The organism is Streptomyces sp. SM18 (assembly GCF_002910775.2).
Taxonomy (GTDB): domain Bacteria; phylum Actinomycetota; class Actinomycetes; order Streptomycetales; family Streptomycetaceae; genus Streptomyces; species Streptomyces halstedii.
In genome coordinates this window covers 3,564,400-3,581,234 of record NZ_CP029342.1, presented here as the reverse complement: position 1 = coordinate 3,581,234, position 16,835 = coordinate 3,564,400, and the positions used below count along the sequence as shown (strand labels likewise).

Annotated in this window: 14 protein-coding genes; 4 read left to right on the top strand and 10 right to left on the bottom strand. The window is 71.8% G+C overall.

The genetic code is table 11. The features are described from left to right. Positions 1-171: 171 nt before the first annotated feature. The 6 genes from B9S64_RS15955 to B9S64_RS15930 all read right to left on the bottom strand — a co-directional run bounded on the left by B9S64_RS15955 (position 172) and on the right by B9S64_RS15930 (position 7,965). Positions 172-720 carry a bacterial proteasome activator family protein gene (locus B9S64_RS15955; protein ID WP_103493000.1) on the bottom strand — a complete coding sequence of 183 codons (549 nt, stop codon included), beginning with the start codon at positions 718-720 and terminating at the stop codon, positions 172-174. 172 nt (positions 721-892) lie between these two features. Beyond that, entirely contained in the window at positions 893-3,751 is a 2,859-nt protein-coding gene (locus tag B9S64_RS15950; RefSeq protein ID WP_103493001.1) for an FtsX-like permease family protein, read from the bottom strand. Further along, positions 3,748-4,515: an ABC transporter ATP-binding protein gene (locus B9S64_RS15945; protein ID WP_103493002.1), complete on the bottom strand. Its 768-nt coding sequence runs from the start codon at positions 4,513-4,515 to the stop codon at positions 3,748-3,750. Before B9S64_RS15945 ends, B9S64_RS15950 begins: the two co-directional genes overlap by 4 nt. Before the next feature lie 150 nt (positions 4,516-4,665). Continuing rightward, entirely contained in the window at positions 4,666-5,298 is a 633-nt protein-coding gene (locus B9S64_RS15940) for a PadR family transcriptional regulator (protein ID WP_103493003.1), read from the bottom strand. Positions 5,299-5,417: 119 nt separating this feature from the next. Next, entirely contained in the window at positions 5,418-5,798 is a 381-nt protein-coding gene (locus B9S64_RS15935) for a hypothetical protein (protein ID WP_258037999.1), read from the bottom strand. A 526-nt stretch (positions 5,799-6,324) separates the two neighbouring features. Next, positions 6,325-7,965, bottom strand: a complete 1,641-nt coding sequence (locus B9S64_RS15930; protein WP_103493004.1) for a protein kinase — start codon at positions 7,963-7,965, stop codon at positions 6,325-6,327. A gap of 297 nt (positions 7,966-8,262) precedes the next feature. Between B9S64_RS15930 and B9S64_RS15925 the strand changes: the two genes are divergently transcribed. Further along, positions 8,263-9,882, top strand: coding sequence for a protein kinase (locus B9S64_RS15925; RefSeq protein ID WP_103493005.1), 1,620 nt, complete (start codon positions 8,263-8,265; stop codon positions 9,880-9,882). A 15-nt stretch (positions 9,883-9,897) separates the two neighbouring features. Here the strand turns inward: B9S64_RS15925 and B9S64_RS15920 are convergent, their stop codons facing one another. The 3 genes from B9S64_RS15920 to B9S64_RS15910 all read right to left on the bottom strand — a co-directional run bounded on the left by B9S64_RS15920 (position 9,898) and on the right by B9S64_RS15910 (position 12,289). Continuing rightward, positions 9,898-10,902 carry a phosphotransferase gene (locus B9S64_RS15920; protein ID WP_103493006.1) on the bottom strand — a complete coding sequence of 335 codons (1,005 nt, stop codon included), beginning with the start codon at positions 10,900-10,902 and terminating at the stop codon, positions 9,898-9,900. A gap of 82 nt (positions 10,903-10,984) precedes the next feature. Next, on the bottom strand, positions 10,985-11,374 hold the full coding sequence (locus tag B9S64_RS15915; RefSeq protein WP_258038000.1) for a pyridoxamine 5'-phosphate oxidase family protein: 390 nt from the start codon (positions 11,372-11,374) through the stop codon (positions 10,985-10,987). Positions 11,375-11,629: 255 nt separating this feature from the next. Next, the gene (locus tag B9S64_RS15910; RefSeq protein ID WP_028441607.1) at positions 11,630-12,289 is read right to left on the bottom strand and encodes a response regulator transcription factor; all 660 of its coding nucleotides are present in this window, start codon (positions 12,287-12,289) and stop codon (positions 11,630-11,632) included. A gap of 346 nt (positions 12,290-12,635) precedes the next feature. On the opposite strand from B9S64_RS15910, the gene pdhA reads away from it, so the two are divergent. The 3 genes from pdhA to B9S64_RS15895 are packed head-to-tail and all read left to right on the top strand — an operon-like array spanning position 12,636 to position 16,196. Beyond that, the gene (gene pdhA / locus B9S64_RS15905) at positions 12,636-13,784 is read left to right on the top strand and encodes a pyruvate dehydrogenase (acetyl-transferring) E1 component subunit alpha (RefSeq protein ID WP_103493008.1); all 1,149 of its coding nucleotides are present in this window, start codon (positions 12,636-12,638) and stop codon (positions 13,782-13,784) included. A gap of 2 nt (positions 13,785-13,786) precedes the next feature. Further along, positions 13,787-14,767: an alpha-ketoacid dehydrogenase subunit beta gene (locus B9S64_RS15900; RefSeq protein WP_028441605.1), complete on the top strand. Its 981-nt coding sequence runs from the start codon at positions 13,787-13,789 to the stop codon at positions 14,765-14,767. 10 nt (positions 14,768-14,777) lie between these two features. Next, positions 14,778-16,196 carry a dihydrolipoamide acetyltransferase family protein gene (locus B9S64_RS15895; protein WP_103493009.1) on the top strand — a complete coding sequence of 473 codons (1,419 nt, stop codon included), beginning with the start codon at positions 14,778-14,780 and terminating at the stop codon, positions 16,194-16,196. Here the strand turns inward: B9S64_RS15895 and B9S64_RS15890 are convergent. Further along, on the bottom strand, positions 16,183-16,692 hold the full coding sequence (locus B9S64_RS15890) for an ATP-binding protein (RefSeq protein ID WP_103493010.1): 510 nt from the start codon (positions 16,690-16,692) through the stop codon (positions 16,183-16,185). The two genes, B9S64_RS15895 and B9S64_RS15890, sit on opposite strands and share 14 nt — an antisense overlap. Positions 16,693-16,835 lie beyond the last annotated feature (143 nt).

Sequence of the window (16,835 nt, the reverse complement as noted above, 5' to 3'; positions counted from 1 at the left end):
AGCTCGACCCCACCCCGCACGCGGCCCGCGGCCCCACACCTGCGGCCCCCGGCCTCAGGCAACGCGACAGGACCCGGCACACAGCATGTGTGCCGGGTCCTGTCACGCACGGGTGTACTGGGCGTACCGGGCATACGCGCATACGGCATACGCGCATACAGGAAGTACGGATCAGAGGTACGGGCCGGAGCGCGCCGGGCCGTGCGGGTCCGGGCCGTCCTTCTCCTCGTCGTGGATCGCACCCGGAGGAAGGGCGCGCCGCATCTGTTCCAGCTGCGCGCGGGCCGCCATCTGCTGGGCGAACAGAGCCGTCTGGATGCCGTGGAACAGGCCCTCCAGCCAGCCGACCAGCTGGGCCTGCGCGATCCGCAGCTCCGCCTCGGACGGGACGGAGTCCTCGGTGAACGGCAGCGAGAGGCGTTCCAGCTCCTCCACGAGTTCGGGCGCCAGCCCGTCCTCCAGCTCCTTCACCGAGCCCGCGTGGATCTCCTTCAGCCGGACCCGGCTCGCCTCGTCGAGAGGAGCCGCCCTGACCTCTTCGAGGAGCTGCTTGATCATGCTGCCGATGCGCATGACCTTCGCGGGCTGCTCGACCATCTCCGTCACCGGAATCTCACGCGATTCCTCGTCACCGCCACCGCCGCCGATGGCCATTCCGTCCTGCCCCACCACGAGGACTTGGGGGTGCTCCTGCGACCGTTCATTCCTCGGCATCTCCATGCCGCCATTGTCTCCCACACCGGTGGTACGTCGCGGTGGTGCCCCCGGGAAAAGCATGATCCACTTTTCCAGGGGGCACCCAGGGGCCACCCACGGGGCACCGACGGACACCCTGAACCAGCCGGTGCGGCCGGTCAGCCGGAGGACCGGCCGGCCGCCGACGGTCCCCGTCTCATCCCGCGCGCCGCGTCAGGGCCAGTCGTGACCCGGCCAGAGCGGCCGCGAGCAGCCCGGCCAGCACGGGGACGACCACGACCAGTAGCCCGATGGTGTCCCACGGCAGCACGATCGGCGTATAGGCGGAGTCCATGGGCTGGTCCCGCATCGCCTCCATGGCCTTGCGCAGATCGATCAGGCGCAGGGCCACCGCGGGAACCGCACCGGCCAGCGTGCCGAGCACGACCCCGGTGAGGGCGACCACCACACACTGGAACCCGGAGAGTGCGCGCCGCAGCCGTGGGGGCGCGCCCACCGCGCTGAGCGTCGTCAGGTCCGCTTCCGCGTCGGCCTTGGCCAGGCCCGTCGTGATCGCCGCGGCGCCCAGCGTCACGATGCCCGCGAACAGGGCGAGGAACAGCAGGACCACGTCCTCCCGGCCGTAGTTTCCGCTCTCCGCCTGGAGGTAGACACGGTCGCCGCTCTGGGCGAACGTGGACCACAGGCTCTGCGTCTCGGCGTCCGTCGGCGGGCGCGTCACGGAGTAGAAGGTGCCGTAGGACTTCGTGTGCAGTCCGAGCCGGTCCGCGGCCTTCTGCGGCAGGATCATCCGGATCCCCGGGGTGGCGGCGTACCGCGCGGGGGCGACGTACGCCTTGAGCCGGTCCGTGGTGACCTCGGCCTTGCCCGGGTGGGCCTTCCGGTTCTCCTTGTCCTGCTCGCTGTACGTGCGGACCGCCTTGAGGGTCACCTCGCCGTCCTTCGCGTACGCCGAGTTCAGGAGGACGGGCGTGCCGGCTTCCAGCGCCTCGGCCGCGGCGGGGTCGTCGAGCTTCACGTACGACGTGAGTACCGTGGCGTCGCCCACCACGATCTTGCTCTCACCCGTGTCGAGCGCGGTCACCGAGATGTACTCGTCGGTGCAGGCCGGGGAGGACATCAGCTTCTTGTGCGCGTCGGCGGAGAGGCTCTCGGCGAGCTTCTTGGCGCCCGGCCCCTGCAACGGACAGTCGTGGCCCTCGCCCTTGGGCTTGATCAGTTCGAGCGTGCCGCAGTCGTTCTCCTTCTCGAAGTACACGGAGCAGTCGGAGCCGGCCCAGACCCGGCCGAAGTCGCCGCGTTCCCCAGTGACCGCCAGGGTCCGTTCCACCGCCGCACGGGCCGGAGCGAGCTGGTCGGCGTCGGACGGGCCCGAGGTGACCAGGGCGACCGTGCCGGGGGTGAGCACCGGGACGTAGTCGTAGTCGTGCTCCGCCGAGACGCTGGTGGTGTACGTGGCGACGGCCATCGTGCCCGCGACCGCGGCCATCACCGCCGCGACCGCCGGTGCCGTACGCCCACGGTTGCGGGCGGCGTCGCGCAGGGCCATCCGGGGGGCGAGCGGCAGCCGGGTACCGAGTCGGCCCAGGAACCCCACGACGACCGGGACACAGGCGAGCAGTCCGAGCTCCGCGACCACGGAACCCGCGGCGACCAGGGCCGTGGTGTCGGTCGTGCCACCGAAGACGGCGACGGCGACCCCGCCCACCAGGGCCACACAGCCCACCATCGGCAGGACGCGGGAGCTCCGGCGTGTTCCGCGGCGGCCGGTGAGCGATTCCAGTACGGACTGCCGGCCGGCCACGATCGCGGGCGCCAGCGCCGCCAGGACACCGGTGACGAGGCCGATCGCCGCGATGGCCAGCAGCTCCCACGGACGGATGTCGAGGTGGCCGAAGCGCTGGGAGGCCCAGTCCTCGATCAGCGGCCGGAAGGCGGCAGTCAGCCCGACGCCCGCGGCGACCCCGGTGACGGCGCCGACTCCGCCGAGCACCGCACCGCCGGCCAGTACCACCGCCCGAATGTGGCTCCGGTCGCCGCCGCAGGTACCGACGAGGCCGAGCTGCCTGCGGGAGCGGCGGGCGCCGACGGCGAACGCGGGACCGGCCAGCAGCACGATCTCCAGGACCGCCATGGCGATGACGGTCACCAGGGCGGCGCTGATCTTCAGCTCCTCGGGTTCGAAGCTCTGTCCGGCGTGCGCGGCCCTCGGGATCTCGGAGTCGGGCGGCGGGTCGAGGACGACCTGGCGGGACAGCACCAGGACGCCCTTCTTGTTGGCCGCCAGCACGTCGGACCAGGTGATACCCACCCCGGCGGGTCCCCGGACCAGCCAGTCCACGTCGCCGGACTGCGGCGGTGTCACCTCCTTGTCCCGTCGGGCGGCCGCCTCCCAAGGCGCGATGACCGTCCCCGGGTCGGCGTACAGCGCCTGCTTCGCGAGGTCGGCGGGCAGCTCCACGGATCCGGTGATCGTGTACGTCTGCTCGGGGCCGCGCAGCGTGGTGCGGGACCCGATGCCCAGTCCGGTGGACTTCAGGAAGGCGGTGGTCGCGACGGCCTCGCCCTTGCCGTCCGGGTACGCCCCCTCGACCAGGTCGATCTTGCCCCGGACGACCGGGTCGGAGGTGCGCAGCTCGACGATCTCGGTGGGGGCGATGCCGTGGCGGGTGGTGACGGTGGCGGGCACGCTCTGCTCGGTGACGTACCGCGAGCCCTTCGGGATGGCGCCCGGTACGTCGGCGGGTACGGGGCTCTCGGCGTACGGCACCGCCGGGCTCTCCTCGACGGGGGCCCAGTTCATCGCGTCGGGCATCTGCTCCACGGGCGCGGGCCCGATGTTCGACGAGCTGAACACGGCGTCCGCCGCGCCCATCTCCGACGTGAGCTGTTCGGCCTTGGTGGGCGTGGTGCTGCGGTAGGTGACATCGATGGCGGTGACGCCGAGCACGGGCAGGGCGATCATCGCGACGACGAGGGCGCTGCGGCCCTTCGACCGCAGGGCGTCGCGCCGGGCTATCCGAAGGGCCGCCCGCCAGCCGGTCAGGAGCCTCACTCGGCACCCTCAGCGGTGAGCAGTGTCTCGGCGCCGCCGGACGACGACGTCTGGTCCACGATCGACCCGTCCCGCAGGAAGACGACCCGGTCCGCCCAGGCCGCGTACCGGGGTTCGTGCGTCACCATGACTCCGGCCGCCCCCTGGTCGCAGCGGTTGCGGAGCAGGGCGAGGACGGCCTCGCCGGTCTCGGAGTCGAGGGCCCCGGTGGGCTCGTCGGCGAGCACCAGGCGCCGGTCGCCGACGAGGGCACGGGCGATGGCGACCCGCTGCTGCTGACCGCCGGACATCTCGTCCGGGAAGCGGTCGGCGATCTCCGTGAGGCGCATCTCCTCCAGGGCGGCCATGGCCTCCTTGCGTGCCTTGCGCACGGAGACGCCGTCCAGCTCGCGGGGCAGGGCGATGTTCTCCGCCGCGGTGAGGGCGGGGATCAGGTTGTAGTCCTGGAAGACGTAGCCCACACTGCGGCGGCGCAGGGCGGCGAGCCCCTTGCGGCTGAGCGAGGAGAGGGCCTGGCCCTCGATGACGACCTCCCCGCCGCTCGCGGTGTCGAGACCGCCGGCCAGGGTCAGCAGGGTGGACTTGCCGGAGCCCGAGGGGCCCATCACGGCGACGAGCTCTCCGGCGCGCACGGACAGGTTGACGCCGCGCAGGGCGTGCACCTCGGCGACGCCGGAGCCGTGCGTACGGGTCAGCGCCCGTAGTTCGAGGACCGGCTCGTCCACGGACAGGCCGGTGGACGGGGCGGGGACGGACGAGGACATGCGGGTGGTTCCCCCTAGGACGAACATACGGACGGTGGTATACGGGCAGTGGTTCGCGGCCGGCGGTACGCGGGCGGCGATCCGTGCCGAGTGATCGGGTCGGTGGCCGGTGGCCGGTGGCCGGGTGGCCGAACGCCGGGTGGCGGGTCGTCAGCGGCGAGTGCCCGTACGGGCGCCCCCGGCGCCCCCGGCCTTCGCGGACCGGCGCTCGGCGGGCGTACCCGTACGGGCGGCGGGCTCCGTGGCGGCGGCTTCGGCGAGGCGCACGAGGCGGGACTCGCAGTGGTCCAGCCACCGCGCCTCCGCCTCCGCCTGGAAGATCAGCTGTTCCACCACGAGCAGCCACGCCACCTCGTCGCGGTTGGTGGGTACGTCGGCGAGCGCGCGCGCCTTCAGCCGGGTGTAGTCCTGCATGGCCTTCACCGTGTGACCGCGCTGGGACTGGATGACGGCCCGGATGTCGACCCCGGGCGCCCCGACGGCCATGGCGAGCTTGATGGCCAGCTCGTCCCGGGGCGGGTTGGCACGGTCGACGGGGGTCTCGAACCAGCTGCGCAGTTCGACGCGGCCCTCGTCGGTGATCGAGTAGAGCGCGTGCCCCGCGTCGTCCTCACCGTCCTGCGCGACCAGGCCGTCACGTTCCAGCCGGCTGAGGGTCGTGTAGACCTGGCCGACGTTCAACGGCCAGGTGGAGCCCGTACGGGACTCGAATTCGGTGCGGAGCTGGGAGCCGTATCGGGGCCCTCGCTCCAGGAGGGCCAGCAGCCCGTGACGGATCGACATACTGAGTATGTATACCGAGTATGCTCATCGCCGCAAGCCGCCCGGGGCGTGGCCGCGAGCCGCCCGGAACGTCGTCGCAAGCAGCTCGGGCCGTCGGGCGGTTGCCGTTTCGGCCGGTGTCAGCGGGTACGGCGCATGCGGAGCCCCAGGAATCCGGTCCCCAGTCCGACCAGGATGATTCCGGTCCCCAGCAAGGCCTGCTTCACCTGATGCGTGTCGAGGTGGACGAGCGCCTGCCGCTGTCGCGCGGTCTGTCCCGGCTCCGGGAACGCCTCGGGCGGTGGCGTGAACGCGGGCACCACGCCCGGATCGGCCTCGCCGGTGTCCGTGTCGCCCGGATCGGCCTCGGGCGGCACCTCGTCCACCGAGGTGCCGGTGGGGGCGACTTCGGACGGGGCCGACGTCCGTCCGGGCCGCGCCCGGCCCTCCCCGGCGGACCGGCCGGCCAGCGGGCTCTCGCCCGTGGAGTCCGAGCCGGTCGCGGATCCCGAGCCCTTCACGGATCCCGGGTCGGTCGCGGATCCCGGGTCGGTCGAGGGGCCCGACCGAGAGGCCGAGCCGGTCGAGGAGCCGGACGCGGGCGGACCGGCGGCGGGTGATCCGGAAGGGGAGGCGCCGGAGACCGGGGCCTCTGAAGCGGACGGTTCGGGAGCCGGCGCCCCGGAAGCCGACGGGCCGGGAAGGGGTGGTTCAGGGGCGGGCGACCCGGAAGGGGGCGGGCCCGGCTGAGGGGCGGCGGTGTCGTCGGAGGCGGCCACGGGCACGCGCTCGTGGCCGGCCCGGACGGCGGTCCCCCCGTCCGCGTGCGCCAGGGTCACCGGCCCGAGCGCCATCCCTGCTGCCAACGCCAGGCAGGCCGCGCGTCGGGACGGGCGTGAGGGGGCCAGGGGTCCTGGAGGCATGTAATCAGGGTCACATGTGCCGATATGTCCGGCATCCTGGCGTCACCCGTTCACACCAACCCGCACCCGCCGGGCATCAGCCCCGCCCCAACGGCCCGGCCGCCCGGGGCCGGACAGGGGCCCCTCAGGCCGGGTCCCCCGTGGCGATGCGCAGCTCGAAGTGCGCGCCCCGTTCGGACACCGCGGCGCCCGCCGTGGGGAACTGGTCGATGATCTGGTCCTCGGCGTACGTGTTGCCCGGCACCTCGATGACCTTGACCGTCCAGCCGGCCGCGTCGATGCAGCTCTTCGCCGAGAGGATGTCCTTGTAGATGAAGCTCGGCGCCTGGACCTTCGCCGGGTCGTTCGTGTCCTCCTGCGCGTCCGTGCACTTCTCGGGCTTCATCGTGCGGTTGCGCTCCGGCGGCTTGTGCTCCCCGGCCGCCGCCGAATCGCTGGTCCCCGGATCGCCGTCCTTGCCGTTGTCCTTGTCGCCGTCCATCACCAGCGCCCCGATGAGCGCGCCCACGGCGAGCAGGGCGACGACGACCGACCCCACGATGACCGGCATGTTCCGCTTCGAGCCGCCGCCCGACCCGCCCGGTCCGCCCACGCCGCCCGTCACGGGCTGCGGGGACATCGTGTAGGGCGGCGGGGTCTGGTGCGCGAGGGGTGAGGGCGTTCCGTAGGGCTGGGGCGCCTGCGGGTATCCGTATCCCGGGGTGGGCGTCGGGGCGTACGGGCCCGGCTGGTGCGGACCCGGCTGGTACGGCGTCTGCACACCGTGCTGCGGGATCGGCCCGGACTGGTCGACCGGCGGGAAGACCGCCGAACCCACGCCCGAACCGCTGTTCACCGGCCCGCTGCCGCCGATGATCACCGGGGCGCCCGGCTGGGTGCCCGCGTTGAGCACCCGCGTGACCTCGTCCTGCATGGCCGCGGCGCTGGGGAAGCGCTCGTTCGGGTTCTTCTTGAGTGCGCGGGCGACCAGCGCGTCCATCGCGGGGGTGACCGACCGGTTGATGCTGGACGGCGCGACCGGTTCCTCCTGCACATGTGCGTACGCGATGGCGAGCGGCGAGTCCGCGTCGAACGGGATACGCCCGGTGAGGAGTTGGAAGAGCATGATGCCGACCGAGTAGAGGTCGGAGCGCGCGTCCACCCCGCGTCCGAGCGCCTGCTCGGGGGAGAGGTACTGCGGCGTGCCGACGACCATGCCGGTCTGGGTCATCGAGGTGACGCCCGACTGCATGGCGCGGGCGATGCCGAAGTCCATGACCTTGACCACACCGCGCTTGGTCATCATGACGTTGCCGGGCTTGATGTCCCGGTGGACCAGGCCCATTTCGTGGCTGGTCTCCAGGGCGGCGAGGACGTCGGCCGTCACCTTGAGCGCCTTGTCGGCCGGCATCGCCCCGTGCTGCTGGATGTCCGACTGGAGCACGGAGCCGAGCGGCTGCCCCTCGACGTACTCCATGACGATGTACGGCATCAGCGCGCCGCCGAGCTCGTCCTCGCCCGTGTCGAACACCGAGACGATGTTGGTGTGCTGGAGCTTGGCCACCGCCTGGGCCTCACGGCGGAACCGCTCGCGGAACGACTGCTCGCGCCCCAGCTCCGTGTGGAGCGTCTTGATGGCGACCTGGCGGTCCAGCGCCGTGTCGTACGCCAGGTAGACGGAGGCCATGCCCCCCTCGCCGAGCAGGTCGCGCAGTTGGTAGCGTCCTCCGGCGACGGCTCCGCCCGCGTACCGCCCGTGTGTTCCGTGCGCGCCGTCCTGGCTCATGACTTGCCATCCCCCTGGGCGCCCACGGACGCGGTGATACTGATCCCTGTTACGGGCCAAGTCTGCCCGAGGGGTCCGACACGTCAAGCCGGGTGCCCGTTCCGTGACCCTCCGCACAAGAAGCGTCTCGGAAGCGTTACAGGAAACCCACCGGATTTGCGCGGGCGCCGCGCCAGCCGATTGGATGACCGGTCACTCTCGGAATCGGCACGTGGGCCGAAGGCTGTAGCGTGACGTGGCAATGCAGCACACCGTGAGAACGCGCGGACGCGTGGACAGATACGACGGCGAGGACTGATGGCACCCGATTCCGAAGCAAACGGCGGCGGAGTTTCGGATGGCACCGACTCCTGGGGTGTCGGTGGTGTGGTCGGAGACGGGCGTTACCGCATGTCCCACCGGCTCGGCCGGGGCGGGATGGCGGAGGTGTTCGCCGCGGAGGACGTGCGTCTGGGACGCACCGTCGCGGTGAAGCTGCTCCGCTCCGATCTCGCCGAGGACCCCGTCTCCAAGGCACGCTTCACCCGCGAGGCGCAGTCGGTCGCCGGGCTCAACCACCATGCGATCGTCGCCGTGTACGACTCCGGCGAGGACGTCGTGGGCGGCGCGACCGTGCCCTACATCGTGATGGAGCTGGTCGAGGGGCGCACCATCCGCGACCTGCTGATCAGCGCCGAGGCCCCGCCGCCCGAGCAGGCGCTGATCATCGTCTCGGGCGTGCTGGAGGCGCTGGCCTACTCGCACCAGCACGGCATCGTGCACCGCGACATCAAGCCGGCCAACGTGATCATCACCAACTCCGGTGCGGTGAAGGTCATGGACTTCGGCATCGCCCGTGCGCTGCACGGCGCCCAGTCGACGATGACGCAGACCGGCATGGTCATGGGCACGCCCCAGTACCTCTCCCCGGAGCAGGCGCTCGGCAAGGCGGTCGACCACCGGTCCGACCTCTACGCCACCGGCTGCCTTCTCTACGAACTCCTGGCCATGCGGCCTCCGTTCACCGGCGAGACGCCGCTGTCGGTGGTGTACCAGCACGTCCAGGACACCCCGGTACCGCCGTCGGACGTCTACGAGGCCGTGCCGCCGGAGCTGGACGGCATGGTCATGCGTTCCCTGGCGAAGGAGCCGGACGACCGGTTCCAGAGCGCCGAGGAGATGCGTGGCCTGGTCCAGTACGCCTTGCAGATGCTCCAGGTGCAGGGCGGGCACACGGGTACGTGGAACACCGGCCCGGTCATGGGCGCCGACGGCGGTCACACCGCGGCGATGAACATGGGCGGCCACACGACCGCCATGCCGCACCCCATGCACGGGGACACCTCGCAGGGCCCCATCCTGCCGCCGATGAACCCCGACGACGGGGCGTACACCGGTGGGGGCCACAACGGCGGCGGTGGCCGCAGCAAGATGTGGCTCTTCGTCGTGCTCGCCCTGGTCGCGATCGGTGCCGGGGTGGCGTTCGCGGTCAACGCCGCGAACAGCGGGAACGACGCGCCGGAGACACAGACGACCCCCACCGCGACCACCTCCCCGTCGCCCGACGCATCCTCGGCGGAACCGTCCGACGAGGCGACGGACGAGGCGACGAAGGAGCCCGAGAACTCCTCGGGCAACCAGAACTGGCGTACCCGGCAGCCCTCCTGGCAGCCGTCCGACACCCCGACCAAGGCGACCGAGGAACCGACGGAGCCCACCTCCTCCCCCGATCCGGGGACGAGCGACGGCGGCACGGCGACGGAGGGCGGTTCCGGTGACTCCGACGGGTCGTCCGGCGAGCCCGGCGACTCCGAGGGGGGCGCCGGCGGCGAGTCCGGCAACCAGGGGGGCTCGGAAGGGGCGAACTCCGGTACGGCGGCCGGGGCCGCGGCCGGCGCGGCCGCGGGCAACACCACCACCGGCAACACCGCCCCGTAGGGCGGGGGCCGGGCCTCACCCCGTGAAGGCCTCGCTGACCGTCTCGTACTCGCGCGTCCACCACACCGCCAGGGCCGACACCGCAGGGAACTGCGGGTCGGCCCTGCGGTCGTGCAGGCGGTAGCGCCAGCGCAGTATCCAGAAGTCGTTCAGCCGCTCCCACCACACCCGGTGCACCGCCGCCGCGAGTTCGGCCGCCGAGGCACCGGCCGAGCGCCGGTAGGCGCGGGCGTAGGCCCGTACCTTCTCCAGGGCCAGTTCTCCGCCGGGCCGGACGAAGAAGATCGCCGCGGCCCGGACCGCCTCCTCCGCGCGGGGCTGGACGCCGAGCCGGTCCCAGTCCACGATCGCCACCGGGTCGGCGCCCCGGTAGAGCAGGTTCAGCGGGTGGAAGTCGCCGTGCACCCATCCCCGGGCGGGTTCCCCGGGCGGGGGCGGGCGCCGGTGGGCGTGCCGTTCGAGCAGGGCGCGGCGCTCCACGAGGCGGTGCACGGCCAGCTCGTCGAAGGCGTCCCGGGGGCCCGTACCGTGCGCGGAGGCGGACGCCAGCAGGTCGTCGATCAGCGCGAACGTGTCGGTGGGGTCCGGACTCTGCCCCCGTACGGCCGGTGGCGGGGCCGCTCCCATCACTTGCTCGAGGCCGGTGTGCACGGCGCCGAGGAGCGCCCCGAGGCGCCGGGACTGGTCGGTCGTGAGCTGGCCGCCGTCCCGGTGGAGGCCCTCCACCCACGGGTGCAGGGCATAGCGGCGCCCCTCGATGACGGTCACCGTGTCACCGTCCGTGTCCGCGAGGGGCGGGGCGACGGGGACGCCCAGCGAATGCAACCGCTGGGTGGCGCGGTGCTGGCGGACGATGGTGGCGTGGTCGCCGCTTGCGTCGTCGAGGTGGTGCTTGTCGAGATGGTGCTTGAGGAAGTACGTCCCCCGGGTGGTGGAGACCCGGTAACCGTGGTTCAGCAGCCCCTTGGTGAGCGGCTCGCAGGCGAGGGGCTCACCGGCACGGGGGTAGCGGCGCAGCACCTCGCCGACCGGAGGAACAGGTGGAAAAGTCACAGATGAGCGCGGCACTCGCCACATGTTAGGTGACCCTGAGTGGCTGGTTTTACGGACTTGCGCCGAATCTCAGAGTGTGCATGCGGACCACGTGCGGTTCCAGCCGGATGTACACCGGATCGAACGGTTCGCCGTTCACCCGGGACGGCTCCGCGCCGAAGAGGGCGCGCTCGCCGGGGGCGGGGTCCGTGAGCTCCGCGGGGCCCGTGAAGTGCACGGACCACAGGCCGTCGGGGTCGCCCGGCGCCGGGGCCGAGTCGAAGTTGTCCGCCCCGTAGGCGATCACGCTGCCGTCGCAGGACTCGTGGTAGCCCAGGCCCCGGTGCATCCGCAGGAGCACCCGGCCCTCGACCACCTGGTGCCGGGCCACGGCCAGCAGCGGCAGCGCCCGCATGCTCGTGGCCAGCCGTCCGTAGCGGACCCGGGCCAGCAGCTCCATGGCCCGCCGCCTCTCCGGAGCCGAGGAGGAACCGGGACCCGGACCCGTCCCGGAGCCGGAAACGGAATCAGGACCGGAACCGTGGTGGGGGCCGGTGAGGGGTCCGGAGCCGGATGCCGGGCCGAGGCCGGTACCGGTGTCGAAGGGGCGGGGAGAAGGCATGGCTCCCACTGTCCGGTACCTGTAGGAACCGGGTAAGAGTCGGCGGCCCCGAGCCGACCGGGACCAAAGTCCCGGCCCGGCCGTCAGGGGTACTCAGCGCTTCTCGGCCTGGAGGCGGGCCACGTACGCGGCCGCCTGCGAGCGGCGCTCCATGCCCAGCTTGGCGAGCAGGCTGGAGACGTAGTTCTTGATCGTCTTCTCGGCGAGGTGCAGCCGCTCGCCGATGACCCGGTTGGTCAGCCCCTCGCCGATGAGGTCGAGGATCTTGCGCTCCTGGTCCGTCAGGCCGGCCAGTCGCTCGTCGCCCCTGCCGGTGCGTCCCTCGCGCAGCCGCTCCAGCACCCGCGCGGTCGCCGCCGGATCGAGCAGCGACTTCCCGGCCGCGACGTCGCGCACCGCGTTCAGCAGCTCGGTGCCGCGGATCGCCTTCAGGACGTAACCGGAGGCCCCGGCCATGATCGCGTCGAAGAGGGCCTCGTCGTCGGCGTAGGAGGTGAGCATCAGGCACTTGATGTTCTCGTCGGCGGAGCGGACCTCGCGGCAGACCTCCACCCCGCTGCCGTCCGGCAGCCGTACGTCCAGGACGGCCACGTCCGGACGCGTCGCCGGGATGCGCGCCAGGGCGTCGGCGGCGGTGCCCGCCTCGCCGACGACCTCGATGTCCTCCTCGACGGAGAGCAGCTCATGGACTCCCCGGCGGACGACTTCATGGTCGTCGAGAAGGAATACAGTGATTTTTCCGTCTTCACGCACAAACGAAGTCTCACACACTCCTTTCCCGTCCGCCCTTCCCTGGCGCTTGCGGCCGGGATACCGTGCGGTTGTTCCGGCGGCCCCGGGTCCTGTTGTCAGCGCTGTGACCAGCAGGGCTTCGCGATTTTTTCGATTTACTTGGAAATCCAAGCAAAATCGCAGGTCACAGGGTGTTTCGCAGTTATGCGAAGCACTGGGTAACGTGCTTGTTGCAGGGCGCTCGCCGGGGCACCTGTCACGCCTGTTTCCGGCCGAGTGCACCCACCCCGTGCACGGGTACGGACGCGGGCGAGCCGCACTGGTTGCCCGGCCATCCCGGGGGCCGGACCGACGGAGGAGCACGCACGTGACCGTGGAGAGCACTGCCGCGCGCAAACCGCGACGCAGCAGCAAGCGGACCAGCGCCGCGAAGAAGCCGCAGAACGCCGAGCCGCAGCTGGTACAGCTGCTGACGCCGGAGGGTGAGCGGGTCGAGCACCCCGACTACGCGATCGATCTGAGCGGCGACGAGCTGCGCGGTCTGTACCGGGACATGGTCCTGACCCGCCGCTTCGACGCCGAGGCCACCGCGCTCCAGCGGCAGGGCGAGCTGGGCCTGTGGGCCTCGCTGCTGGGCCAGGAGGCCGCGCAGATCGGTTCGGGCCGGGCGCTCCGCGACGACGACTACGTCTTCCCGACCTATCGCGAGCACGGCGTCGCCTGGTGCCGCGGGGTCGATCCCACCAACCTGCTCGGCATGTTCCGCGGTGTGAACCACGGCGGCTGGGACCCCAACAGCAACAACTTCCACCTGTACACGATCGTCATCGGCTCGCAGACCCTGCACGCCACCGGCTACGCCATGGGCGTCGCCAAGGACGGCGCGGACTCGGCCGTGATCGCGTACTTCGGTGACGGTGCCTCCAGCCAGGGCGACGTCGCGGAGTCCTTCACCTTCTCCGCCGTGTACAACGCCCCGGTGGTCTTCTTCTGCCAGAACAACCAGTGGGCCATCTCCGAGCCGACCGAGAAGCAGACCCGGGTGCCGCTCTACCAGCGCGCCCAGGGCTACGGCTTCCCCGGCGTCCGGGTGGACGGCAACGACGTGCTGGCGTGCCTGGCCGTCACCAGGTCGGCGCTGGAGCGCGCCCGCCGGGGCGAGGGCCCCACCCTCGTCGAGGCGTTCACCTACCGGATGGGCGCCCACACCACCTCCGACGACCCGACCAAGTACCGGGCGGACGAGGAGACGGCGGCCTGGGAGGCGAAGGACCCGATCCTCCGGCTCCGTACGTACCTGGAGAAGCAGGAGATCGCCGACGCCGCGTACTTCACCGCGCTGGACGAGGAGAGCGAGGCCCTCGGCAAGCGCGTCCGCGAGGCCGTGCGCAACATGCCCGACCCCGAGCCGCTGGCGATGTTCGACCACACCTACGCCGACGGCAACCCGCTCGTCGACGAGGAGCGCGCCCAGTTCGCCGCCTACCAGGCATCGTTCGCCGAGGAGGGCAACTAGCCATGGCCGCCCAGAAAATGTCCATCGCCAAGGCGCTCAACGAGTCGCTGCGCAAGGCCCTGGAGACCGACCCCAAGGTCCTGATCATGGGCGAGGACGTCGGAAAGCTCGGCGGGGTCTTCCGGATCACCGACGGCCTCCAGAAGGACTTCGGCGAGGACCGGGTCATCGACACCCCCCTCGCGGAGTCCGGCATCGTCGGTACGGCGATCGGCCTGGCCCTGCGCGGATACCGCCCGGTCGTCGAGATCCAGTTCGACGGCTTCGTCTTCCCGGCGTACGACCAGATCGTCACCCAGCTCGCCAAGATGCACGCCCGCGCGCTCGGCAAGGTCAAGATGCCGGTCGTCATCCGCATCCCGTACGGCGGCGGCATCGGCGCCGTCGAGCACCACAGCGAATCGCCCGAGGCCCTGTTCGCGCACGTCGCCGGCCTGAAGGTCGTCTCGCCGTCCAACGCGAGCGACGCCTACTGGATGATGCAGCAGGCCGTGCAGAGCGACGACCCGGTCATCTTCTTCGAGCCCAAGCGCCGGTACTGGGACAAGGGCGAGCTGGACACCGAGGCCATCCCCGGCTCGCTGCACAGCGCCGCCACCGTCCGCGAGGGCACCGACCTCACCCTGGTGGCGTACGGCCCGATGGTGAAGGTCTGCCTGGAGGCGGCCGCCGCCGCGCAGGAGGAGGGCAAGTCGATCGAGGTCCTGGACCTGCGGTCGATGTCCCCGATCGACTTCGACGCCGTCCAGGCGTCCGTCGAGAAGACCGGCCGGCTCGTGGTGGTCCACGAGGCGCCGGTGTTCTACGGCTCCGGGGCCGAGATCGCCGCCCGGATCACCGAGCGCTGCTTCTACCACCTCGAAGCCCCCGTTCTGCGGGTCGGCGGCTACCACGCCCCGTACCCGCCGGCCCGGCTGGAGGACGAGTACCTCCCGGGCCTGGACCGGGTGCTCGACGCCGTCGACCGCTCGCTGGCGTACTGAGGAGAGGTTCGTGACGACGATGACCGATACGTCTGCCCGCTTCCGTGAGTTCAAGATGCCCGATGTGGGCGAGGGACTGACCGAGGCGGAAATCCTCAAGTGGTATGTCCAGCCCGGCGACACCGTCACCGACGGCCAGGTGGTCTGCGAGGTCGAGACCGCCAAGGCCGCTGTCGAGCTGCCGGTCCCGTTCGACGGGGTGGTGCACGAGCTGCGCTTCCCCGAGGGCACGACCGTGGACGTCGGCGAGGTGATCATCGCCGTGGACGTGGCCCCCGGCAGCGGTGACGCCCCGGCGCAAGCGGAACCCGTACAGGAGGCCGTACCGGAACCCGAGGCGGAGGAGGCCCCCAAGGGCCGTCAGCCGGTGCTCGTCGGGTACGGCGTGGCCGAGAGCTCCACCAAGCGGCGGGCCCGCAAGGGCGTCGCGGTCCCCGGCCCGGCCGCCGCCGCCGTCCAGGCCGAGCTGAACGGCCGCGCCGCCGAGCCCGCCCCCGCACCGGTCTTGGAGGGCCGCCCGCTGGCCAAGCCGCCGGTGCGCAAGCTCGCCAAGGATCTGGGGATCGACCTCGCCACGGTCACCCCGACCGGTGAGGGCGGCATCATCACCCGTGAGGACGTCCACGCGGCGGCGGCTCCGGCCCAGCCGGCCGCGCCCGTACAGCCGGCACCCGCCGTCGAGCCGGCACCGGCCGCCCCCGAGGAGACCGTGGTCTCCGTCCAGGGCGCCCGGGAGACCCGTGTCCCGGTCAAGGGGGTGCGCAAGGCCATCGCCCAGGCCATGGTCGGCAGCGCCTTCACGGCCCCGCACGTCACCGAGTTCGTCACCGTCGATGTGACGCGCACGATGAAGCTGGTGGCGGAGCTGAAGGAGGACAAGGAGATGGCAGGGGTGCGGGTCAACCCGCTCCTGATCATCGCCAAGGCCCTCCTGGTCGCGATCAAGCGCAACCCGGACGTCAACGCCTCCTGGGACGAGGCCGCCCAGGAGATCGTCCAGAAGCACTACGTCAACCTGGGCATCGCCGCGGCCACCCCGCGCGGTCTGATCGTGCCGAACATCAAGGACGCGCACGAGAAGACCCTGCCGCAGCTCGCGGAGGCGCTGGGCGAACTGGTCTCCACGGCCCGCGAGGGCCGTACGTCCCCGGCGGCGATGGCGGGCGGCACGGTGACCATCACCAACGTCGGCGTCTTCGGCGTGGACACGGGCACCCCGATTCTCAACCCGGGTGAGTCCGCGATCCTCGCGGTCGGAGCCATCAAGCTCCAGCCGTGGGTCCACAAGGGCAAGGTGAAGCCCCGCCAGGTGACCACGCTGGCCCTGTCGTTCGACCACCGGCTGGTCGACGGCGAGCTGGGCTCCAAGGTCCTCGCGGACGTCGCGGCGATCCTGGAACAGCCGAAGCGGCTGATCACCTGGGCCTGACGGCCCCTGCGGTACGTGTGACGGATGGGCCCGCGCGGAGTACGTGCGGGCCCATCGGCATGTCCGGCACCGGTCGCCGCACGGAGAGTTCGGCGTAGACCGTCTTGCCCACGGCACGCGGCTCGACGCCCCAGTCGTCGGCGAGCCGCGCCACGATCATGAGGCCCCGCCCGTAGCACTCGTCGTCCTCGGCCGCGCGCAGGCCCGGCAACCGTTCCCCGCGCGGGTCGCTGACCGCGATCCGGAGCGCGGCGGCGGTGAGGGTCAGCTCCACCCGGAAGAGCCGGCCCCGGAGCGAGCCGTGCAGCAGGGCGTTCGTCGCCAACTCGCTGACCAGCAACGCCGCGTCGCAGGCCAGGTGCGGATACCCCCACTGGGTCACCAGCCGGGTGACGCGGTGCCGGGAGAGGGAGACGCTGCGGGACGTGGGGGTGTAGTCGAGCCGGTCCCGGCGGAGGACGGGTTCGGGCGCGGGGACTTCCTGGGCTGCGGTCATGGACGCGTGCCTCCGTGGGGTGCGGGCGGTGGCGATGCCGGTACCTGCGGTGCGGGGGGCCGGGGCGGCCCGGAGCAGGGCAGGGCGGTGCACTTCCGCTGGGTGGTTCCGCTGTGCGAGCGGTGGAACACCGACAGTAGCGG